The sequence below is a fragment of the Parabacteroides sp. PF5-6 genome (genome assembly GCF_029504695.1).
GTDB lineage: Bacteria > Bacteroidota > Bacteroidia > Bacteroidales > Tannerellaceae > QVMG01.
Genome location: NZ_JAQFIN010000005.1, coordinates 94,153 through 115,897 on the forward strand (window position 1 = coordinate 94,153; position 21,745 = coordinate 115,897).

Here is a 21,745-nt window from a genome sequence, read left to right on the forward strand (position 1 = left end):
AATGGAAGGAGATGTGAAGATTTCTGAACTCTGATTCTACTGATTAAATGATTTACTATGAGTCAGGATTTGTGTACGATCGTCCTGAAAGGACAATGAGCGCTGAAAGCGCGTAATACATCAGCCCGGGGTCAGAACCTTGAAGAGGTTCGCCACCCCGGGTTAAGGATACATATAAAAACGGAGCGCTGAAGGCGCGAAAGCAAATCTTTCGCGCTTTCAGCGCTCCGTTGTGTGTGGGTGTGTCCCGACCCAGGGTTGCGCAGACCTAACGGCCTGCTGACCCTGGGCTGGGCTCTAACGCGCTTTCAGCGCTCACTGTCCTTACAGGACACAAACAAAATACATAAATCCGTGTGGTCCGCGGCTAAAAATCTTCACATCTCAAACTATTTGAAACGCGCCACGCGCGTGGCGCGCAGTTTGCGAACATATTAAATCCATGTGATCCGTGGCTAAACCCCCAAAATACCCTCCGAACAAAGTTTTTCGTTTTTTTACTTACATCATACAGGATTTTCTTTTGCCTCTGTATGTCAACCATATAGCTATTTCAGATAATAAAAAAAGCAGTGAAAATCCTGTAAGTAACTTTCTGGTACCTGTTGGAGAGCTCCAACAGTGATCGGTTTAACATTGTCGCCTGTCCCGGCTGTATGATGGTAGTAAAAAAACGAAAAACTCTGTGCGGAATGATCGGTTTACCACTATTTGTCGCTTACATTTATTAACATCTGCCATTCGACTACCAAGCCGCCTCTTTTACCGAAAAGGCCGGCAGGGTTTCCCCAAAGGCCGGCGGAGTTTGGCCAAAGGCCGGCAGGGATTTTGTGGGACTATTCATTTGTTGATAATTATCAACAAATGTGTTGACGGTTGTCAACAAATAGCTACTCCTTGTCTTTGCTGCCGTAATCCCCCTTTTTCAAACTACCGGTAGTTTGCGAACAAAGTATTAGTAGTTTGCGAACAAACTACCGGTAGTTGGTGCGCAAACTACCGGTAGTTTATGAAGAGAATATTAGCGCTTCATTTTCAGTGGTTTAGAAATCGCATTGAAGAAAATCGGAAGATTTTCTTCAGTAGTTAGTAGTGGGTAGTTAGTAGTTAGTAGGCGCGGAGCGGTAAATAGAAGGAAATCGGAAGATTTTCTTCAGTAGTTGGTAGTGGGTAGTTAGTAGTTAGTAGGCGCGGAGCGAGAGATTGAAGAAAATCGGAAGATTTTCCGGTGATAGCAGATGGACATTCCTGGCTCCTCTTCTTGTCTAAGAAGAGGAGCCTGGATACTGATATCGTAAATCTTCACATCTCAAACGATTAGAAGATCCTAAAGATATCAACTGGTAGTATCTAAGCTCCTCTCCTGGACAGGAGAGGGGGACCGCCGCTTGCGGGGGTGGAGAGGTTGTCTTTGTTTGCAAATAGCTAAACATCAATAAACTGTCAATAAAGACAACCACTCCACCGCTGCAAGCAGCGGTCCCCCTCGCCTGTCCAGGCAAGGAGCCGAGATAGTCCATCTGCTATTATCTGAAATATTCGAATATCAAACTATTTGACCTCCGGCACAACCCCCTTTTTCAAAACATTGCACTTTATTCGAAAAAACATCACACTTTGCTTGACAAAACATTGCGCTTTGGACGGCGAAACACCGGTACTTCGTTTCTGACTGAACGTAATCTTGCCTGACGCGGCCGTTCTGCAACCTGCATCGATACGGTATATAATAATGTACGCGTACATTAACATATAGGCCAAAATGAAACTTGGGGTTTTATTTAGAAGTGGGGGATGACTAATGATAATGAACAAATAAAATAGTCAATTGCAAAGGTAGATAATTCTTTTTTACGAACAACGCTTTCTATCTCTTTTTTCGCTCCTGCAAAGGCTTTCTTATCAATGGCATAGGCATTTCTGTACGAAACCCCGCCTTTCCCCAACGAACCCCCTCCCGCTCCTGTACAGAAAAATCGTTAGTTTATTATAGCTATATTCCGCCATAGGGCGATGACAACGAACATATTATTTTTAGTATTAATATTAATTTATTTTATTATGAACAAAAAGTTTTTTACACTCTTGGTCGCACTCTTTGCGATGATTAGTTTTGGAGCTTCTGCGTTAAAGATCGATCCCAACGGTCCAGCAGATGGCGACAAGTTTGTCTCAACTAAGAGCTATTTACTTGGATTAGCAAGTGGTTACACTGGAGAGGCTGCTGGTGCCGAATTCTTAGCTGTAGATACAAAAGGTGAGAAGTTAGTGGCTATATCTATGCCTGCAAGTTTGAATGAGTTTCAACGTGCTAGCTGGAAAATCACCGTTAAAAATGGCGTTTATCAATTTGTAAATGATTTCACTGGCACTGTTTTGACTTTGAACTCTGCAACTGCAGCAGAAGAAGTTGGTGATATCGACAATACAATCGGTGGTGATATCACTGAGTGGATTGCTACAACTGTGGTGAATACCGTACTGGCAAACCAAAAGTTTTTCTCTCGTGTAGCGGATAGCGATGAAATTATTGCATTGGCTATTGATGGGGGTAAAATCGGTGCTATGATCTTTGAAGATGAAACAAAGATGAGAGCTTCTGGTGATGTCCTGGAATTGACTCCGTATACCACAACAGGTACATTTGTTTTAAGCCCGAATGAACTGAATACGCAGTTAGGAAAGACTGGTGTATATGATGCTGATCGCGGAGAACTGGTAGCAACAATGGAGTCTACATTCTCGTTAACTCTTTCTCCTGCACCGACAAACGGCTCTCCGCTGGAATTGTCTCTGCAAGCTCAGGCTGTTGAACGTCATGAATTGGCTTATGGTGAAGATCCTACGAAATCTAAAAAACATGTATGGTTGACATCTTCACTGGGTAACCCGGGTGCAGGTGACTATTGGAAAGAAAGTGTAGATAATGCTAATTTTATCTCTATGTATCCTTACGGTACATGGCAAAAGGACTCTGATCCGGAAATGGCAGTAAAATATAAAGGTGGTGATTGGTATGCATTGAAAGCTGGTGATAAATATCTGGTTGTGGATACTTCTTATGTAGACGGTACAGGTCAGGTTAACAATGGTCTTATTCATTTGACTACTGATGATCTATATAATTCAAAAGATGCGAAGACTCGTTTGCGTCATCCGGACTCTTATCTTTTCAAGGCTTACTATAATGCTAACGGAACACTCTCTTTGGTTTCTAAGCTGTATATTACTAAGGCCGCAGCTAATGGTCAGGTAGCGGCTGATAACACAAAGGCTTCTGATTATTATTCAGGAAAATATGTAGCTCCGATGGTGCTGAAGGGTGCGATGTGGCCGGCAAGTGCTGCTGTTGATTTCCAACAGGCTGAAAAAGAGTTAACTTATGCTCGCTTGGGTTCTACCTATGTGTATACTTTGACAAAGGATAACGCTGAGCCTGAAAAAGGTATGGTTATTAAAATCTCTGATTCAAAGGAATATACAGTGGCTAAGATCACTAACGGAGCTTATCTGTTGAAAGTTGTTGGTGTATTTGACGCGAAGAATAAAGGCCGCATCGGTAAATATGCGAAAATGTCTCTGGACGGAACATTCGAATATGTAGAGAAAGCTCCGCGTCAGAACTTCCACCATATGCCGGCTGCACAGTGGGTATTTGAAACTACCGGTTCAAGCACGTATGCTACAACTAAGATCACAAACCGTGAATTTACTAATGTTCAGACTGAAAACTTCTCTAATAACGGCGTAACGTATAAAGGAAGCGCAGACAAAACATTCTTCTTCTTAGGGGGTGACACATTAGCTTATGAAGCTGTAGCAGACGTTAAAACTGCAACAATCGGTTATAAAGTTATTCCGGCGGAATTGAACTCTCGTTATATCCTGAGATATCTGCATAATCTGGCTATGGACAGACCGGTTGATGCAAAGAGTGATCTGGATTCTGCAATCTGGGTAGCTTCTGATGCTGATAGCAAAGGTATCCGCTTTACAATTGAAAAACAATTTACGGATGCTTATGGCTATAAAACGACTGCTGTTGCTGGTCTGACACGTGATGTTTACAAATTGAAAGTAACAGATCACTATCAGTTTGGCGGACGTTATGTAACGTATAACAAAGATTCTAAGAAGTATTTCTTGACAGAAAAAGCAGCTGATGCCACTCTGTTCTTCCTGAAAGAAAACAATGAAGTAGAAGGTGGCGATTGCTATTATACTTTGGTTGAAGTGAACTTCATCAAGGATTTGGCGAAAGCTAAAATTGATCCGGAAAATCCTGAAACATTGATCGCTGACAATTTGAACAGCACGACTAAGTTTGGTCCGTTTGTTTATCACAATGGTAATCTGTTTGGAAACGGTTGGCTGTATGTAGAAGGTACGAAAGGTTCTGCTACTAACGAAGGTGGTGTAGCATTTGACACTTGGGTGCCGAAAGAATATTCTGGTGCAGAAGATATCTGGGAAGATGATCCTAACTTTGTTAATACAGGACGTGAAGATTCAAAAGGACAGAATATCTATTACAGATGGTATAGAGACAACCAATACGCAAAATCAAAAGTATCTGTTGACAACAATACATTAGATTTGACTTGGGGTATCCTGGAAGATGCTAATAGTAGCGAAATTGTAAACTCTGCATTCTCTATTGAAGTAGACAAACAACCGTTGTATCGTGACCTGGGTGAAGACTTGACAATTGCTAAGATCTTCCGCGCGAAATCTGAAGCTACAGGTAAAGAATATCTGTACGAAGACGCTAACAGTGTATACTCAACTCCGGTGAACGGTGAAGACAACAAAGATCGCGTATCTCAGATCAACTTCTTAGGTGTTGAAGGTAAAGGTATGACGAAGAACTCTGCCATGAATATCAAATATCAGAGAGGTAGTATCATGCCGCAGTATCTGATTGGTTTCGACTTCAAAGATGTTGAAGATGAAGTGGTAAGTGAAGTATGTGACGAATGTCAAGGTTTGGATCCGAACTGTACGCATAATAAGACTGAAAAAGTTAATTATATGACCGGTCGCTTCCTGGTAAGCTTGGCTGACTCTGTAGCTGCTTATACAGGTGCTGACAAAGAAAAATTCCAACTGGAAAAGAAATATACTCGCCTGGCATTTGTAGAAGGTAAGTTGGTGAAAGACGAAAAAGACGTAGAAAGCTTGGTTATCGCCAGCTCTGCTCTGGAAGCTAAGAAAAACACGATCGATGTGTCTACAGTTGATAAAGACAGCAAAGAAGGTGTACATACTCCGGTATTGTTCTCTTTCCGTCTGATGAACGACGAAGAAGCTGCTGACTTTATGATCGAATCTAAAGCTAACGCTGTAGCCGGAACAACTGGCGAATGGGTGAAAATCCAGAATGGTGTTCCTGTATTGACAGGTTCTATCTCTCTGACTGACGCTATGGGTAACAACGAAGCTGAAATCTTCAACCTGGAAGTAACGGAAGAAAATCCGACTTCAAACGGTATGATTGATGCAGCTAAGGTTGACGTAGTAGCTGGTCAAGGTTTTGTAACGATCAAGGGTGCTGCCGGCCAACAAGTGGTTGTGGCTAACATCTTAGGTCAGGTTGTGGCTAACGTGGTTCTTGACCGTGACGAAGCTACCATCGCTGCTCCGGCAGGTGTGGTTGTTGTTTCTGTTAACGGCGTTGCTACGAAAGCGTTGGTAAAATAATAAGATATTTTTAATAAATAAATTATATATCTCATGCACGCCTGTGGGCGTAAGTACCTTGCGAAAGGGAACGAATGAGATCAAACTAAAGTAAATATTCATCAGTAGCTTTGTGAAAAGCGAAAATGAAAAAAATAACGACCCGGCAGGTTTCCTGCCGGGTTTGTTTTTTTCTTAGAAGATAGAAGAAGGGTATAAAAAGTCTCCTAAAGCTCTCCTCCTTTGAAAAGGAGGAGTACCCGAACGAAGAGAGGGGGAGGTGGTTAGACTATCTGGCTATTTATTAATAAGAAAATGAAGAATCTAACCACCTCCCGGCTCGTACCTCGCCGTACTCCTCCTTTTGGCTAAGGCCGATCTTCGATTCAAAGGAGGAGAGCTTTGTGGTTCAAAAAAAATCTGTCTAAATGTGGTTTAGCGATATGCGCAGGATTAAGCTTGCGGAGTGACCTCGCCCGACATAACGCAGCTGCCGTTGAAGCGGGCGTTGGGTTCGATCTCGATGGTTTGGGTTTGGATGTCGCCTTTGATCACGGCGGAGGCTTTGAGCACCAGTTTGGCTTTGACAACGATACTGCCGTCGATCTCGCCCATGATTTCCGCGTTGTCGGAGATCACCTTTCCGGTCACTTTGCCTTTGGGGCCGATCACTAATTTGCCACTACAGGTGATATTGCCTTCTACCCGTCCGTCTAAACGGAAATCGTTCTCGGTCAGGATATCGCCTTTGACCGTGGTGCTGGAAGCCATGGTATTATGCAATCCGCCTACCGATATTTCTTCTTTCTGCTTTAGAGCCATCTTTAAAATCGTTTAAATAGGTAAGTATTCAGTTCAAAATACCGAATAGTTACAAATATAGAGTATATTTTTGTAGAAAGGTTTAGTTTTGTGTAGATTTTAGAAGAAGGAAGATAGAAGATGGAATCAACAATTGAATTACGGCAGATGAAGTTTTACGCCTATCATGGCGTTGCCGAGCAGGAGAGGGTAGTGGGCAATCACTTTGTGGTGGACCTGGCGTTGACGGCGCCTTTGATGGCGGCAGTACGGAGTGATGAACTGGAGGATACGATCAATTATGCCGAGGTGTATGCCCGGGTCAAAGAGGAGATGGAGATTCCTTCCCGGCTCTTGGAACACTTGGCCGGACGGATCCTGTCGGCCTTGAAAGCGGCATTTCCGCAGTTGACGGCTATCGAGGTGAAGGTGGCCAAACTGACGCCTCCCTTTGGGGGTGATGTCGAAAGTGCTGTGGTTATTCTGCGCGAAAAATATGTTTAGTAACATTTCTTTATTTACCTTTGTCCCCGGAAATAAGAGTTAATAGTAGAGGTTTCGAAGGTCTTCTAACTCCTAACTTCTAACTTCAACAGAATTTATATGGCATTTACCAATAATGTAATGATCGTGCGCCACGAATTATTGGCGCGTTTGGTGCGATTGTGGAAAGAGAATCGCTTACTTGAAGATATAGACCGTTTACCTATTCAGCTGACGCCAAAAAGAGCTAAAGTACAGGGACGCTGTTGTGTACACAAAGAACGGGCGGTATGGCGCTATAAAACGCTTCCGCTATTGGGCTTGGATATGTCGGACGAAGAGGATGAACTGACGCCATTGTCCGAATACGCCAGGCGAGCCTTGTCGCGGCAGGGCGAAACGAAGGAAAACCTGATGTGCGTGATCGATGAGGCGTGCTCTTCCTGTGTTTCGGTGAACTATGAGATAACGAACCTTTGCCGGGGCTGCGTGGCGCGTAGCTGCTATTTCAACTGCCCGAAAGAGGCGATTCGCTTCAAGTCGAACGGACAGGCGAAGATCGATCATGATATTTGTATCAACTGTGGGAAATGCCAGCAGAACTGTCCTTACCACGCGATTGTGTATATCCCGATCCCTTGCGAGGAGGTCTGCCCGGTGAAAGCCATCACCAAAGACGAATACGGGGTGGAACATATCGATGAATCCAAATGTATCTATTGCGGCAAATGTATCAACGCCTGTCCTTTCGGGGCGATCTTCGAGATCTCGCAGGTGTTTGATATCCTGCAACACCTGAGGAATGGGGAACAGATGGTGGCGATGGTGGCGCCGGCGATACTGGCACAGTTTACCGCGCCGGTGGAACAGGTATATGGCGCGATCAAAGCGTTGGGCTTTGCCGATGTTGTTGAGGTGGCGCAGGGAGCGATGGAGACGACTCGCCTGGAAACGGAAGAGCTCCTGGAACGGATGCACGAAGGGCAGCCGTTTATGACTACCAGTTGCTGCCCGTCGTATACGCAGTTGGCCGAGAAGCATATCCCGGACCTGAAGAAATATATCTCGTCGACCGGCTCGCCGATGTATTATACCGCTAAGATTGTGCGCGAGAAGTATCCGGACGCCAAACTGGTGTTTATCGGGCCGTGCGTGGCGAAACGGAAAGAGGTGCGGATGAATCCGGAGGTCGACTTTACGATGACTTTCGAAGAGATCGCTTCGGTCTGGAACGGGATGGATATCCAACTGGAAGAAACGCAGCCTTATTCGGTCGTGTTTGCTGCTTCGCGCGAAGCGTATGGGTTTGCGCAGAACGGTGGGGTGATCAATGCCGTGAAGACGAATCTGAAAGAAGGGAATGTGAATGCGATACAGATCGCCAACCTGACGAAGAAGAACGTGAGCCTGTTGCGTGCCTATGCCAAGACGGCGAAAGCACCGGCTCAGTTTATTGAAGTGATGGCGTGCGAAGGCGGTTGCGTGACAGGGCCTTGTACCTTTGCTGATAAGATGTCGGCGCAGAAGCAGTTGATCAAAGAACTTACTAAATTCTAAACAAATCAATACGTATGGAAACCTTATTGCCTTTTGCTCTATTATGTTTTACCTCGTTCTTTACCCTGACCAACCCGTTGGGCACGATGCCTGTGTTCCTGACCATGACAAACGGATTGGATGATACCGAACGCAAAGCCATTGTGAAGCGGGCGACGATTGCTTCGTTTATTACATTGATGACTTTCACCTTCTGTGGGCAGTTGTTGTTTAAGTTCTTCGGCATCTCGACCGATGGGTTTCGTATTGCCGGCGGGATTGTGATCTTTGCCATCGGCTACGATATGCTGCAGGCCAAGTACGCGAGTGCCAAACTGAAGAAAGAAGAGATCAAGACCTATGCCGATGATATCTCGATCACACCACTGGCTATCCCTATGATGTGCGGGCCGGGAGCGATTGCCCAGGGCATTATCCTGATGGAAGATGCGGATACGATGAGTATGAAAGCGGTACTGGTCGGCACGATCGCCGCGGTTTATCTGATCTCCTTCTTTATCCTGCGCACTTCGACCCGTCTGGTGAAGGTGTTGGGCGAGACAGGTAATAATGTGATGATGCGCCTGATGGGCCTGATCCTGATGGTGATTGCGGTGGAGTGCTTTGTCAGTGGCGTTCGCCCGATCCTGGTGAGCATACTCAATCAGGCAGGAGCCTGAACAATTACGAATTACGAATTAAAAATTACGAATTAAAGGGTGGTAATTTTTAATTCGTAATTTTTAATTTTTAATTCGTAATTGTAAAAGATAAGATATCCTTATTTCTTGCCGAACAGGCTGCCGACAGCATCCATCAGTCCGCCACCACCTTTGGAGCTTCCGCCTGCCAGGCTTCCCAAGAGTGAGCCGAGGTCTAAGCCGCCACCTTTACTCTCTTTATTCAAATAAGAGATCACGGTCGATACGATAATACCTGCCACGCTGTCGGCCACGCCTTTCGATAGATTCGCTTTCGAGGTGAGGGCCGATGAGACCGCGCTCGCGATACTTTTCTGCAACGAACTCGATGCGCCGCCGCCCAATAACGAGGCTAACGACGAGGCGTTGCCGCCCGATGTCTGCTGGGTTAATACATCCAGGAAAGAGGAGGTTGCGGCGTCTGTTGCTTTCTTCTTTTGCGTAGCCGGGATTTCTTTCTGTTCCGAAATAATCTTTCCGATCTGGTCGGTAACCAGTCCTTTAAGTGCTTCAATCATTTTCTTTTGTTTTTAATTCGTTTTCTTCTGTTTCTAATACATTCTCTACTATGGTACTAACATAATCACTCTCGTTAAGGTTGCGCGTTTTGATCGCTTTCTGCTCACAACGGCTGCATAAGCTGGTGATTTTACGGGCTTCGTGCGCGTTGGCGACTGTGCCTTCGAAGATTTCATCCGTACGGTCTGTGTTTATGTATGAACAATCGGAATAGAGGTGATATACCGTGCCTGACTTTGTCCAGTACACAAAATCATTTCCTTCATTAAGCCACTCCACCCGGTTTGCCTCTTCGGTATATTGCTCCACGGAAGGCGGCGCGAAATCGACACCGAACAACATCGCGATCACAAGGGCTACACCGGCTATACCACCCAGAATGCCTTTTTGCTTGGCATCGATGTTCTTATTCGTCAAGATCACCACGATCAGCGGCAAGAAAGCTATCAAAGCAACCACCATGCCCAATTGACTCTGCATAAAGAATTTGAACTTCTGCTCTTTAGATGCCGGATCGAACCGGTTGGATTTCTTCCATAACAGCGCTCCCGTGATGGCCGCCGCCAAGTCGATTACGATGGCTACGATTATGAGTGTCATGTTTATCGGTTGCTGGCGCAGCAACAATACGATAGCCGCCACCTGGGCTACGATAGCCACAAGCCACGACAAGCCCGCGAACAGACGCAATGTGTTCGCCTTCGACTGGCTCTCGGCAGTGGGTTTAAACTTCTCTCTCGGAGCATTTGAGCCCGTAGGCTCGTTGCCCTCTACACGTGTGATTTTCCTTTTTGTTGTCATACATTGAAGATTTAAAGTAGATTAAGCTACAAAAATAAATAATTTTCCAAGAGCACAAGTCGAATTGCCTGATCCGCTCCGTAATTCTGTAGAATTCTGTTACAATTTAGATTATTCGTATGCGCGCACTCCCGAAAAACTCCACTCTCTATATATGATGGCTTGAAATGCTCCTGTTGTGATAGCTTGCAATGCTTCTGTTGTGATGACTTGAAATATTCTTTAGCCAATCAGGAAAGGAAGTTTCCCTCCCCCTTACTGCTCACCCCGTCACCCCCGTTTTATAATAAACTGGATATCAATAAGCTTACTCTTTTAGATAAATTTTTATCAAAAAAAGTTTGCACAATCAAAAATAATCCCTACTTTTGCATCCGCAATCAAGAGCGATTGCCCTTCAAAAAACAAAAATGGTGTGGTAGTTCAGTTGGTTAGAATACCTGCCTGTCACGCAGGGGGTCGCGGGTTCGAGTCCCGTCCATACCGCCAAAAGCCTACGATAAGAGGCGACAAAATATGTTAAACCCTACAATATAAATGTATTGTAGGGTTTTTCTTTTTCTGTCCTAAGACAAAATAGGACACGATTTGGACAGGAAAAGACAAAAGTAATCCCCCAAAGTGTTCACCCTCCTAAGAAAAAGTGTTCACCCTTTGTTTCTTGCTAAACCTTAAGTTAGATTTCCGTTATTTCAATTGCCCTCTTTGTTTTGCGATCTATTACAGATTAATTTAACCTATTTTCGTAAAGAGTTAAAAATATGTTTTCACCGCAAATTCAAATTGTTCAATGAATACCTTTTTGAAGGCAGAGATATTATTCTGTTCATAGAAAAGCAACATCGCCTTTTTGTAGTCTACCGAATCTACCGAACGAAAAGATATAGGGCAGTAGTTGTTCGCTACGAGAATAGCATTACTGGTGATGCGAGCAGTCCGTTGTTTGAATTCCAGTCATCAATTCCGTTCTGGATGATAGCGGGTTAAAATGCAGATACTGTAATATTTCTACTTCAATAGTCATGATTTGATATTTTTATCGGCTCAAAGATATTCATTTACAATCAGTTGGTCGAAATTTTGATGTTTTACTATCATTAGAAATTTGAATTATGCTGAGGCGCATCCTATCTTCGATTTGCAGAAACAAAGATAGTGAAAGCCGAACGCAGAATCAAGCTTGCTTGAGTTATGCTGAGGCGCATCCTATCTTCGATTTGCAGAAACAAAGATAGTTAGAAAGAAATGCTTATTTTTGTTCGATCAATGTATGCTTTAGTCATCTGCTGAATCGATTAGATATGGAAGATCAATTACATCGCCTGTTGTTGGAAGAGATTAAAAAGACGCAACTGAAAACGAATGAGGTTGTTCGCGTGCTTATGGAATCCTTATCTCTGGGTAAAGAGGCGGCCTATCGGAGATTGAGAAGTGATGTTCCTTTTACCTTGCAGGAAGCAGCAGTTATTGCCAAGAAGTTATCGATATCGCTGGACGATCTGATCGGGGTCGATCTGGAAAAGAGTAAGACGCTGCGAATCAAGCTCCCTGATTTTGTTGCCCCGGATGAGAGTGGACGTCATATGTTTACTGATTTTATTGCCTTCTATGAGTCGATCAGTCAGATGAAAACGACGGAAACCGGTATGGTTACCAACGCACTGCCGCAGGAGATCTTTTCGAAGTATGATTTAATAACCAAGCTGAATATCTTTCGCTGGCAATATTACTACAGTTATGAAAAGCGGGTTCCGTTTAAAGATTTAGTCGTTTCGGAATGGGTGACGGATGCGTTAAAAAGACAATATGTGCTGGCCAAAAATTTCAAGGATTCATACTATGTTTTCGATCAGCGTATTTTTATTCGTTTGGTCAAGGAGATTGATTTCTTTGAGAGTATCGGTTTGATTGACGAGCAGAGCGTGCAACAGATCAAAGAGGAGTTATTGGCTTTGGTCGGTTATTTGGAGGAATTGACCATAACCGGCGAGTTTACAGAGACGGGCAATAAAGTCTCTCTTTATATCACGGATATCGAAGTGCCTTTTAGTTGTGCGTATATCAAAGCCGATACGGTGGAATACACATTGATGAAAGCATTTATAATGACCTCCGTCACGTCGTTTGACCGGGAGGTGTTTGCCAAAATCAGAGACTGGGTCTTTTCTTCCATCAGGGCCTCCACGCTAATCACCAAATCGTCGGATATCGAGCGGATTGCCTTCTTCAGCCGGCAGCGGGAGCTTATCCGGGCCTTGCGCTGACGGTGGGCACGCACACTCTTTTATCAACCAAATCTATATGTTCATAAACCGGGGAATGATTATTATGCCGATCTTTGCGTAAAAGTGTGTAAGATCGTATGAAAAATAATGGAGTGACCCAGCAGACTTTCCCCGTCATGGAGATGAGTTGTGCCGCCTGTGCCGCGCGGGTCGAAAAGGTATTGAATGCGCAGGAAGGGGTCTTGAAGGCCGGGATCAACTATGCGGCAGCCACGGCGACAGTTGAATTTGATCCGGCGGAAACCTCTCCCGAACAATTGCGGAAGGTGGTGCAGGATGCCGGTTATGATCTGTTGATCGATCTGGATGAGGATACGCCCGATGAGGTGGAGCAGGCACATCTCGAAAAGTATAACACATTGAAAAAACGGACGATCTGGGCCGTTATTCTCTCCCTGCCGGTGGTGGTCGTCGGCATGTTTCTGATGGACATGCCGTATGCCAACGAAGGGATGTGGCTGTTTGCCACACCGGTGGTCTTTTGGCTTGGCCGCGATTTCTTTATCCATGCCTGGAAGCAATTGCAGCATGGTTCGGCCAATATGGATACGTTGGTGGCGCTGAGCACGGGCATTGCTTATCTCTTCAGTTTGTTTAATCTATTTTTTCCGGACTTCTGGCTTTCCAGGGGCGTACATCCGCATGTCTATTTCGAAGCGGCCAGCGTGATCATTGCTTTTATCCTGTTGGGGCGCTTGTTGGAGGAAAAAGCGAAAGGTAATACCTCTTCGGCGATAAAAAAGCTGATGGGGCTTCAGCCCAAAACGGTTACGGTCGTCGATGACTGGGGCGATCAGAAAGAGCTGCCGGTCAATCGGGTACGACCGGGCGATCTGCTTTTGGTCAGGCCGGGTGAGAAGATTGCGGTCGATGGGCGGGTGGACGATGGCAGCTCGTATGTCGACGAGAGCATGCTGAGTGGCGAGCCGGTGCCCGTACGGAAAGAAAAGGATGACCGGGTGTTTGCCGGAACGATCAACCAAAAAGGCAGTTTCCGGTTCAAAGCCGAGAAGGTCGGTGCCGAAACGATGCTGGCGCAGATTATCCGTCTGGTACAGGATGCGCAAGGCAGTAAGGCACCGGTACAGAAGCTGGTCGACCGGATCGCGGCGGTGTTTGTGCCCGTCATTATCGGCATTGCGGTGTTCTCTTTTGTCGTGTGGCTGTTGTTCGATCCGGCGGATGGCTTCACGCATGGCCTGTTGGCGATGGTGACGGTGTTGGTGATCGCCTGCCCGTGTGCCTTGGGATTGGCTACGCCTACGGCCATTATGGTCGGTATGGGCAAAGGAGCGGAGCGGGGCATATTGGTCAAAGATGCGGAAAGTCTGGAGACGGCCCGGAAAGTGAATGCCATCGTTTTGGATAAGACCGGCACACTGACCGTCGGCAAACCTATTGTGACCGACCTGATCTGGCTGGATGCGAACGATCGTGCCGCGAATATCCTGTTGAGTCTGGAGAAAAAATCGGAGCATCCGTTGGCCGAAGCGGTGGTCAATTATTTGGATGATCGGGCGGAAGCACCGGTGGATGACTTCCAAAGCCTTACGGGCAAAGGCATCAAAGGCCGTTCGGAAGGCCTGACCTATTATGCCGGGAACCGGAAACTGATGGAAGAATACGCCATTACGCTGGATCCCTTGTTGCAGGCGGAGGCCGAGCGACTGTCGGCAGAGGCGAAAACGGTGATCTGGTTTGCCGATGAATCGCAGGCGCTTGCCGTGGCCGGCATTACAGATACCTTGAAAGATAGCTCTGTCCGGGCGATCGCGCAATTGCGTTCGTCGGGCATTGAAGTGTATATGCTGACCGGCGATAACGACGCGACAGCGCGTGTGGTCGCCGCCCAAGCCGGGATAGAGAATTATAAAGCGGAAGTCCTGCCCGACGAAAAGGCCTTGTTTATCAAGCAGCTTCAGGCAACGGGCAAAACGGTCGCTATGGTTGGCGACGGCATCAACGACAGTGCCGCCCTGGCGCAGGCCGATCTGAGCATCGCCATGGGCAAAGGCAGCGATATCGCGATGGATGTGGCGAAGATGACCATTGTTTCTTCCGACCTGACCAAGATCCCCGAAGCGATGCGTCTGTCGAAACTCACCGTGCGCACCATCCGCCAAAACCTTTTCTGGGCCTTTATCTACAACCTGATCGGTGTGCCCATCGCCGCCGGGATACTTTATCCCTTTAACGGCTTTCTTCTGAATCCCATGATCGCCGGAGCCGCCATGGCGCTGAGCAGTGTCAGTGTGGTCACCAACAGCCTGCGCTTGAAAGCGAAAAAGATCGGGTAAATATCAAAAAAAGTACAGGAGAGAAAAAGTGCCGATAATTATCGGCACAAGTGTCGACAATTATCAGCACTTCTTTTCTCCTGTTATTTGCAACATATTCCCTACGGATTTGAATGCGAAAAGTCTGCCAAAAGGAAAGAAAAATGTGATTTTTCGGATATTAATGAAAGGGGATAGGGGATATGTGGTATTGAATTGTTACTTTTGCGGCAGAATAAAAAAAGGAGAATATGGAGGTTGCCATAATCAAATACAATGCCGGGAATATCTACTCTGTCGATTTTGCGTTGAAGCGTCTGGGCATCCAACCGGTCATTACGGCCGATAAGGAGATTTTGCAGCGGGCGGATAAGGTGATCTTTCCGGGTGTGGGCGAGGCGCAGACAACGATGGAGCATCTGAAAAGCAACAGGTTGGATGAGTTGATCCGGGAACTGAAACAGCCGGTACTGGGCATTTGCCTGGGTATGCAACTGATGTGTCGCCATTCGGAAGAAGGGGATGCCGACTGCCTGGGTGTTTTTGACGCGGAAGTCAAACGATTCATTCCCGAACGGCAGGAAGAGAAAGTGCCGCACATGGGCTGGAACACGCTTTCGGATATGCGGAGTGCGCTTTTTACGGCCGAGCAGGAAGAGCAGTATGTCTATTTCGTGCACAGCTATTATGTGCCGGTGAATGCCTGTACGGCTGCCACGACCCGTTATATTCTTCCGTTCAGCGCGGCCTTACATAAGGATAATTTCTACGCCACCCAGTTCCATCCCGAGAAAAGCGGGTCGGTGGGCGAAACGATATTGAAAAACTTCTTAAACCTATAATGATCCATGATCGAACTGATTCCGGCAATTGATATTATTGATGGGAAATGCGTACGTCTGACGCAAGGCGATTACGCAACGAAAAAGGTGTACAACGAAGATCCGTTGGAGGTGGCCAAATTGTTCGAGGATCACGGGATGCGCCGTTTGCATGTGGTCGATCTGGATGGCGCGCGCCAGGGACGGATCATCAACTACCGGGTGTTGGAACGCCTGGCGGTGAAGACCGGTCTGGTGATCGACTTCGGTGGCGGACTGAAACGGGATGAAGACCTGGATATCGCCTTCGAATGCGGTGCCCGGATGGTGACCGGCGGCAGTATTGCCGTGAAGAACCCCGAGGTGTTCGCGCAGTGGATCGAACACTATGGCGCCGAGCGGATTATCCTGGGTGCCGATGCCAAAGACAAACGCATTGCGATCAGCGGATGGGAAGAAGATACCCGGTTGGAATTGATCCCTTTTATTGCTGATTATCATGCAAAAGGCATCACGAAAGTGATCACCACAGATATCAGCCGGGACGGGATGTTGCAAGGACCGGCGGTCGATCTCTACCGGGAGATACAGGAAGAGGTGCCCGTCTATGTGATTGCCAGCGGCGGTGTCAGCTCTGTTGCCGATATCGCGAAATTGGAGGAAGCGAATATCCCGGCGGTGATCTTCGGCAAAGCGATATACGAAGGACGGATTCAGCTGAAAGAGCTGGAACGATTTTTGTAATGGATTATGAGGTGGAAGATGGAACAAATATTTGAAGGTGCCTTAAGGCCGCGTAGCGGCTATCTGTATTCAGCCCCGTGCGGAAGCGCGGGGTCAATGGGGGGAGTGTCGGCAGCGCCACGTGGTGGTGCTATGTGTAAAAAACAAACACATAACACCACTACGTGGCGTCTTTCTTTTTGATATATCCTTAACCCCGCGCTTCCGCACGGGGCTGGACACAGATAGCCGCTATGCGGCTTCAAAAATCAAGTTTCAAACAGCCCGAGAGTATAGGATATAGAATTGATTAGATTAATAACTATAATTAGAAATAATGCTTGCAAAAAGAATAGTCCCCTGTCTGGATATCAAGGACGGAAAGACGGTAAAAGGAGTGAATTTCGTGAATTTCCGTGATGCCGGTGATCCGGTGGAATTGGGTGCGCAATACAGCCGGGCAGGTGCCGATGAACTGGTTTACCTGGATATCACCGCTTCGCACGAAGGGCGCAAGACCTTTACCGAACTGGTCAAGAAGGTAGCGGCAAAGATCAGTATCCCTTTCACCGTGGGTGGCGGGATCAATGAATTGCAGGATGTCGATCGCCTCTTGAGTGCCGGGGCGGATAAGGTGTCGATCAACTCTTCGGCCTTGCGCAATCCGGCTTTGATCGAAGAGATCGCCCGTAATTTCGGGAGCCAGGTCTGTGTCGTGGCTATCGATGCGAACTACGAAGACGGTCAGTGGCAGTGTTACCTGAACGGTGGACGCGTGCCGACCGGGAAAGACCTTTTCCAATGGGCGGCCGAAGCGGAAGACCGGGGCGCGGGAGAGATCTTGTTTACCAGTATGACCCACGACGGCGTGAAAGAAGGCTACCCCAATGAGGCGTTGGCGCGCCTGGCCGATCAATTGCATATCCCGATCATCGCTTCCGGTGGAGCCGGCACGATGGAGCATTTTCGTGATGCCTTCCTGTTGGGAAAAGCCGATGCCGCTCTGGCTGCCAGTGTTTTTCACTTCGGAGAGATCCGGATTGACGAATTAAAAGCGTATCTTCGTGGGCAGAATATAGCCGTAAGGTAATGGACAATTACGAATTACGAATTACGAATTACGAATTACGAACAATAATGAATTTAGACTTTAAGAAACAAGGAGGCTTGATCCCGGCGATCATACAGGACAATACAACCAGTAAGGTGTTGATGCTGGGATTTATGAACGAAGAGGCATACGAAGAGACGGTGAAGACCGGCAAGGTTGTTTTTTATAGCCGCACCAAAGAGCGGTTGTGGATGAAAGGCGAGACAAGCGGCAATACATTGGAGGTCGTTTCCATCAAAGCCGATTGTGATAACGATACGTTACTGATCAAGGCGAACCCGGCAGGCCCGGTCTGCCATACGGGCGACGATACCTGCTTTGGCGAGAAGAATGAAGAAGAGGTGATGTTTTTCAAACACCTGCAGAACTTTATCGAAGTGCGTCGCCAGGAGATGCCCGAAGGCTCGTACACGACCTCGCTCTTCCTCAAGGGCGTGAATCGTATGGCACAGAAAGTAGGAGAGGAGGCTGTCGAGACGGTGATCGAAGCGACGAACGGCACCGATGACAAACTGATCTACGAAGCCTCGGATATGCTTTACCACCTGATTGTCCTGTTGACCAGCAAAGGACTGCGTATCGAAGATCTGGCGAGAGAACTGAAGAAAAGACACAAATGAGAATTATGAATTATGAATTATGAGAAAAAGGAGATAACCCAATTCTCATAATTCATAATTCATAATTCATAATTCGATTTACTATGGATTGCTTGCTTTCCCTTGAAAATGTAGAGATCTGTCGGGATGAGAACCTGATCTTGCGCGATGCGAACCTGACGTTGCGTAACGGCGAGTTTGTGTATGTGATCGGAAAGGTTGGCTCGGGTAAGAGTAGCCTGTTGAAGTCGCTCTATGGCGAGATCCCGGTGAAAAGTGGAAATATCCGGCTGATGGAATATGATCTGCAGAAGATCAAACGGAAAGAGATCCCTTACCTTCGCCGGAAGCTGGGGATTGTCTTTCAGGACTTTCAACTGTTGACAGACCGGACGGTGATCAAAAACCTCGAGTTCACCCTGAAAGCGACCGGCTGGAAGAAGAAAAGCGAGATCAATGCCCGGATCGATGAGGTATTGCAGCAGGTCGGTATGCAAAACAAAGGTTATAAGATGCCGCATGAACTCTCGGGCGGTGAGCAGCAACGTATTGTGATTGCCCGTGCCCTGTTGAATAACCCCAAGCTGATCCTGGCGGATGAGCCGACGGGTAACCTGGATCCGGAGACCAGCGGGCAGATCGTTCAACTGCTCCACGATATCTGCGAGAAAGGAACAGCCGTAATTATGACAACGCACAACTATACATTGGTACATAATTATCCCGCGCGTATAGTCAAATGCGAGAATGCACAGCTAAGTGACATCGGAGAATGATTTTTTGCGTAACTTTGCACGCACATTATATATATTTAATACATAAAGAAGAAAATGAAAGTTTTAAAGTTTGGCGGTACTTCTGTTGGAACAGCACAGAGAATGAAAGACGTAGCAAAACTGATCGTCGGTGATCGCAATATCATCGTACTGTCGGCCATGTCGGGTACAACCAACTCGTTAGTCGAGATTTCCGACTACTTGTACAAAAAGAACCCCGATGGTGCTAACGAGATCATCAATAAACTGGCGATGAAATATTATGGCCATATTGAAGATCTTTACACGACGGACGAGTATAAACAGAAAGCCAAAGAACATATAAAAACGATTTTCGATTATATCCGCACCTTTACCAAAGACCTCTTTACCTTGTTTGAAGAGCGCATCATCCTGGCACAGGGTGAATTGCTTTCTACCGGTATGGTCAATCTGTACCTGAATGAGCTGGGTGTGCATTCGGTCATGTTGCCGTCGCTGGAGTATATGCGTACGGACAAGAACGCGGAGCCCGATCCGGTGTATATCAAAGAGAAACTGACGAAGCTGTTGAATGAACATAAGGATGCCGACCTGTATATCACCCAGGGTTATATCTGCCGCAATGCCTATGGCGAGATCGATAACCTGCAACGCGGGGGAAGTGACTATACTGCTTCGCTGATTGGTGCGGCGGTGAATGCCGATGAAATTCAGATCTGGACAGATATCGACGGCATGCACAATAACGATCCGCGCATGGTCGACAAGACTGCTCCGGTGCGCAACCTGCATTTCGAAGAAGCTGCCGAGTTGGCTTACTTCGGGGCGAAGATCCTTCACCCGACTTGTATCCTGCCGGCCAAATTGAATAATATTCCCGTACGTTTGTTGAATACGATGGAGCCGGAAGCACCGGGTACCCTGATCTCGAACGCGACGGAAAAAGATAAGATCAAAGCGGTCGCTGCCAAAGAGAATATTACGGCGATCAAGATCAAAAGCGGACGTATGCTTCTGGCGACCGGTTTCCTGCGTAAGGTGTTCGAGATCTTTGAGAACTACCAAACGCCGATCGATATGGTGACCACCTCGGAAGTGGGTGTTTCGGTGACGATCGATAACCGCAAACACCTGGATGAGATTGTAGACGACCTGAAGAAATTCGGTACGGTAACAGTCGATTCCGATATGGTGATCATCTGTGTGGTAGGCGATTTGGAATGGGAGAATATCGGTTTCGAAGCCAGCATTATCCATGCCTTGAAAGATATCCCTGTGCGCATGATCTCTTACGGCGGAAGCAATTACAATGTGTCGCTTCTGGTCAGAGCCTCCGATAAGAAAAAGGCGCTGCAGGCGCTGAGCGACCATTTGTTCAATAAATAGGCCCCTCCAACCGAATAATAAACAAGCTCCCTTATAGCCTCCCCTCGGGGAGGTTGGAGGGGCTTTTAATTTATAGTATATGTTAAAAGGAAAATTCCCTTTAGAGAAGTTCAAAAAGATCCCGACTCCCTTTTATTATTATGATATCGAACTCTTACGTGAGACGTTGGATACAGTAAAAGCGGAGGCCGGAAAATATAACTACCAGGTGCATTACGCGATCAAAGCGAATGCCAATCCCCGTATTCTTTCAATCATTGCCGACTATGGTTTTGGCGCTGACTGTGTGAGTGGCGGTGAGATCCGCGCGGCTTTGGACGCGGGCTTTCCGGCGGATAAGATTGTTTTTGCCGGGGTAGGGAAGGCCGACTGGGAGATCAACCTGGGGTTGGATAATGATATTTTCTGTTTCAATGTCGAATCGGCTGTCGAACTGGATATCCTCGATGAATTGGCGCGGGAGAAAAACAAAGTGGCCCGCGTGGCGCTTCGTATCAATCCGGAAGTCGATGCCCGTACCCATGCCAAGATCACGACGGGCATGAAAGAGAATAAGTTTGGCATCAACCTCAGCTTGTTGGGAAGTGTGTTGGACCAGCTTTCCGGTCTGCCGAATGTCAAATTGATCGGTATCCATAGCCATATCGGTTCCCAGATCACGGATATCTCTGCTTTCCGCGGCCTGGCCATTCGCATGAATGAGATCCAGGAAGAATTGGATAAGCGGGGCATTACGGTCGAACATGTGAACTTCGGCGGTGGTCTGGGTATTGATTATGATCATCCGAACCACATGGCGATCCCTCCTTTCGATAACTACTTTGCCGCGTTCCACAAACTCTTGAACGTGCGTCCGGGACAGCAGGTGCATTTCGAACCGGGCCGTTCCCTGGTGGCCCAATGTGGTAATCTAATTTCCAAAGTTTTGTATGTCAAAGAAGGGGAGGTGAAGAAATTCGCAATCCTTGATGCCGGTTTCACCGAACTGATCCGCCCGGCGATGTACGATGCGTACCACCGGATCGAGAACATCAGCAATGATGAAGCCGTTGAAGTCTATGATGTGGTCGGTCCGATCTGTGAGTCTTCCGATGTCTTTGGTAAAGAGATCGAATTGAACCAGGCGCACCGGGGCGATTTGCTCGCACTGCGCTCGGCGGGCGCTTATGGCGAGGTGATGGCTTCGCAATACAATTGTCGCCAGCTTCCTATGGCATATTATTCGGACGAATTATAAGTATAGATAATTGAGGTAGGGATATAAAA

The 21,745-nt window shown here is 46.9% G+C and carries 16 protein-coding genes, 1 tRNA gene and 1 pseudogene; 14 read left to right on the forward strand and 4 right to left on the reverse strand.

Translation table 11 applies throughout. The features are described from left to right. Window positions 1–2,013 precede the first annotated feature (2,013 nt). The gene (locus tag M2133_RS08045; RefSeq protein WP_277465561.1) at window positions 2,014–5,700 is read left to right on the forward strand and encodes a DUF6383 domain-containing protein; all 3,687 of its coding nucleotides are present in this window, start codon (window positions 2,014–2,016) and stop codon (window positions 5,698–5,700) included. A gap of 432 nt (window positions 5,701–6,132) precedes the next feature. Here M2133_RS08045 and M2133_RS08050 read toward each other — a convergent pair whose 3' ends face one another. After that, window positions 6,133–6,501 carry a polymer-forming cytoskeletal protein gene (locus tag M2133_RS08050; protein ID WP_277465562.1) on the reverse strand — a complete coding sequence of 123 codons (369 nt, stop codon included), beginning with the start codon at window positions 6,499–6,501 and terminating at the stop codon, window positions 6,133–6,135. Between the two features lie 120 nt (window positions 6,502–6,621). Here M2133_RS08050 and folB point away from each other — a divergent pair, with 120 nt between their 5' ends. The 3 genes from folB (at window position 6,622) to M2133_RS08065 (ending at window position 9,179) form a co-directional block, all read left to right on the forward strand. Further along, complete coding sequence (gene folB / locus M2133_RS08055; protein WP_277465563.1) at window positions 6,622–6,984, forward strand: dihydroneopterin aldolase; 363 nt, start codon at window positions 6,622–6,624, stop codon at window positions 6,982–6,984. Between the two features lie 99 nt (window positions 6,985–7,083). Then, window positions 7,084–8,520: a monomeric [FeFe] hydrogenase gene (locus M2133_RS08060; protein ID WP_277465564.1), complete on the forward strand. Its 1,437-nt coding sequence runs from the start codon at window positions 7,084–7,086 to the stop codon at window positions 8,518–8,520. Window positions 8,521–8,534: 14 nt separating this feature from the next. Next, window positions 8,535–9,179, forward strand: coding sequence for a MarC family protein (locus tag M2133_RS08065; RefSeq protein ID WP_277465566.1), 645 nt, complete (start codon window positions 8,535–8,537; stop codon window positions 9,177–9,179). Between the two features lie 101 nt (window positions 9,180–9,280). Here M2133_RS08065 and M2133_RS08070 read toward each other — a convergent pair whose 3' ends face one another. Beyond that, complete coding sequence (locus M2133_RS08070; protein WP_277465568.1) at window positions 9,281–9,718, reverse strand: hypothetical protein; 438 nt, start codon at window positions 9,716–9,718, stop codon at window positions 9,281–9,283. Further along, the gene (locus M2133_RS08075) at window positions 9,711–10,520 is read right to left on the reverse strand and encodes a hypothetical protein (protein ID WP_277465569.1); all 810 of its coding nucleotides are present in this window, start codon (window positions 10,518–10,520) and stop codon (window positions 9,711–9,713) included. Before M2133_RS08075 ends, M2133_RS08070 begins: the two co-directional genes overlap by 8 nt. 412 nt (window positions 10,521–10,932) lie before the next feature. Here M2133_RS08075 and M2133_RS08080 point away from each other — a divergent pair. Continuing rightward, window positions 10,933–11,009, forward strand: a tRNA-Asp gene (locus M2133_RS08080). A 264-nt stretch (window positions 11,010–11,273) separates the two neighbouring features. On the opposite strand, the pseudogene M2133_RS08085 reads toward M2133_RS08080, so the two are convergent. Further along, window positions 11,274–11,462: pseudogene (locus M2133_RS08085) on the reverse strand (cell filamentation protein Fic); the annotation flags it as partial. A gap of 359 nt (window positions 11,463–11,821) precedes the next feature. Between M2133_RS08085 and M2133_RS08090 the strand changes: the two are divergent. The 9 genes from M2133_RS08090 to lysA all read left to right on the forward strand — a co-directional run bounded on the left by M2133_RS08090 (window position 11,822) and on the right by lysA (window position 21,716). Further along, complete coding sequence (locus M2133_RS08090) at window positions 11,822–12,784, forward strand: hypothetical protein (RefSeq protein WP_277465570.1); 963 nt, start codon at window positions 11,822–11,824, stop codon at window positions 12,782–12,784. 98 nt (window positions 12,785–12,882) lie between these two features. Continuing rightward, complete coding sequence (locus tag M2133_RS08095; RefSeq protein ID WP_277465571.1) at window positions 12,883–15,102, forward strand: heavy metal translocating P-type ATPase; 2,220 nt, start codon at window positions 12,883–12,885, stop codon at window positions 15,100–15,102. Between the two features lie 230 nt (window positions 15,103–15,332). After that, window positions 15,333–15,923, forward strand: coding sequence for an imidazole glycerol phosphate synthase subunit HisH (gene hisH / locus M2133_RS08100; protein ID WP_277465572.1), 591 nt, complete (start codon window positions 15,333–15,335; stop codon window positions 15,921–15,923). A gap of 6 nt (window positions 15,924–15,929) precedes the next feature. Beyond that, a complete protein-coding gene (hisA, locus tag M2133_RS08105; protein WP_277465574.1) occupies window positions 15,930–16,646 on the forward strand; it encodes a 1-(5-phosphoribosyl)-5-[(5-phosphoribosylamino)methylideneamino]imidazole-4-carboxamide isomerase in 717 nt (238 codons plus the stop codon). A gap of 316 nt (window positions 16,647–16,962) precedes the next feature. Then, window positions 16,963–17,715: an imidazole glycerol phosphate synthase subunit HisF gene (gene hisF, locus M2133_RS08110; RefSeq protein WP_277465576.1), complete on the forward strand. Its 753-nt coding sequence runs from the start codon at window positions 16,963–16,965 to the stop codon at window positions 17,713–17,715. Further along, a complete protein-coding gene (hisIE, locus tag M2133_RS08115; protein ID WP_277465577.1) occupies window positions 17,715–18,356 on the forward strand; it encodes a bifunctional phosphoribosyl-AMP cyclohydrolase/phosphoribosyl-ATP diphosphatase HisIE in 642 nt (213 codons plus the stop codon). The genes hisF and hisIE overlap by 1 nt, the downstream gene beginning before the upstream one ends. Window positions 18,357–18,439: 83 nt before the next feature. After that, entirely contained in the window at window positions 18,440–19,111 is a 672-nt protein-coding gene (locus M2133_RS08120) for an ATP-binding cassette domain-containing protein (RefSeq protein ID WP_277465578.1), read from the forward strand. Window positions 19,112–19,165: 54 nt separating this feature from the next. Next, window positions 19,166–20,479 carry an aspartate kinase gene (locus tag M2133_RS08125; RefSeq protein ID WP_277465579.1) on the forward strand — a complete coding sequence of 438 codons (1,314 nt, stop codon included), beginning with the start codon at window positions 19,166–19,168 and terminating at the stop codon, window positions 20,477–20,479. A 79-nt stretch (window positions 20,480–20,558) separates the two neighbouring features. After that, entirely contained in the window at window positions 20,559–21,716 is a 1,158-nt protein-coding gene (lysA, locus tag M2133_RS08130) for a diaminopimelate decarboxylase (protein WP_277465580.1), read from the forward strand. Window positions 21,717–21,745: the final 29 nt, after the last annotated feature.

Excerpts from the sequence above, each read along its gene's own strand:
- M2133_RS08045 (WP_277465561.1), top strand. The coding sequence starts at position 2,014 with ATGACAACGAACATATTATTTTTAGTATTAATATTAATTTATTTTATT.
- M2133_RS08050 (WP_277465562.1), bottom strand. The coding sequence starts at position 6,501 with ATGGCTCTAAAGCAGAAAGAAGAAATATCGGTAGGCGGATTGCATAAT.
- folB (WP_277465563.1), top strand. The coding sequence starts at position 6,622 with ATGGAATCAACAATTGAATTACGGCAGATGAAGTTTTACGCCTATCAT.
- M2133_RS08060 (WP_277465564.1), top strand. The coding sequence starts at position 7,084 with ATGGCATTTACCAATAATGTAATGATCGTGCGCCACGAATTATTGGCG.
- M2133_RS08065 (WP_277465566.1), top strand. The coding sequence starts at position 8,535 with ATGGAAACCTTATTGCCTTTTGCTCTATTATGTTTTACCTCGTTCTTT.
- M2133_RS08070 (WP_277465568.1), bottom strand. The coding sequence starts at position 9,718 with ATGATTGAAGCACTTAAAGGACTGGTTACCGACCAGATCGGAAAGATT.
- M2133_RS08075 (WP_277465569.1), bottom strand. The coding sequence starts at position 10,520 with ATGACAACAAAAAGGAAAATCACACGTGTAGAGGGCAACGAGCCTACG.
- M2133_RS08090 (WP_277465570.1), top strand. The coding sequence starts at position 11,822 with ATGGAAGATCAATTACATCGCCTGTTGTTGGAAGAGATTAAAAAGACG.
- M2133_RS08095 (WP_277465571.1), top strand. The coding sequence starts at position 12,883 with ATGAAAAATAATGGAGTGACCCAGCAGACTTTCCCCGTCATGGAGATG.
- hisH (WP_277465572.1), top strand. The coding sequence starts at position 15,333 with ATGGAGGTTGCCATAATCAAATACAATGCCGGGAATATCTACTCTGTC.
- hisA (WP_277465574.1), top strand. The coding sequence starts at position 15,930 with ATGATCGAACTGATTCCGGCAATTGATATTATTGATGGGAAATGCGTA.
- hisF (WP_277465576.1), top strand. The coding sequence starts at position 16,963 with ATGCTTGCAAAAAGAATAGTCCCCTGTCTGGATATCAAGGACGGAAAG.
- hisIE (WP_277465577.1), top strand. The coding sequence starts at position 17,715 with ATGGACAATTACGAATTACGAATTACGAATTACGAATTACGAACAATA.
- M2133_RS08120 (WP_277465578.1), top strand. The coding sequence starts at position 18,440 with ATGGATTGCTTGCTTTCCCTTGAAAATGTAGAGATCTGTCGGGATGAG.
- M2133_RS08125 (WP_277465579.1), top strand. The coding sequence starts at position 19,166 with ATGAAAGTTTTAAAGTTTGGCGGTACTTCTGTTGGAACAGCACAGAGA.
- lysA (WP_277465580.1), top strand. The coding sequence starts at position 20,559 with ATGTTAAAAGGAAAATTCCCTTTAGAGAAGTTCAAAAAGATCCCGACT.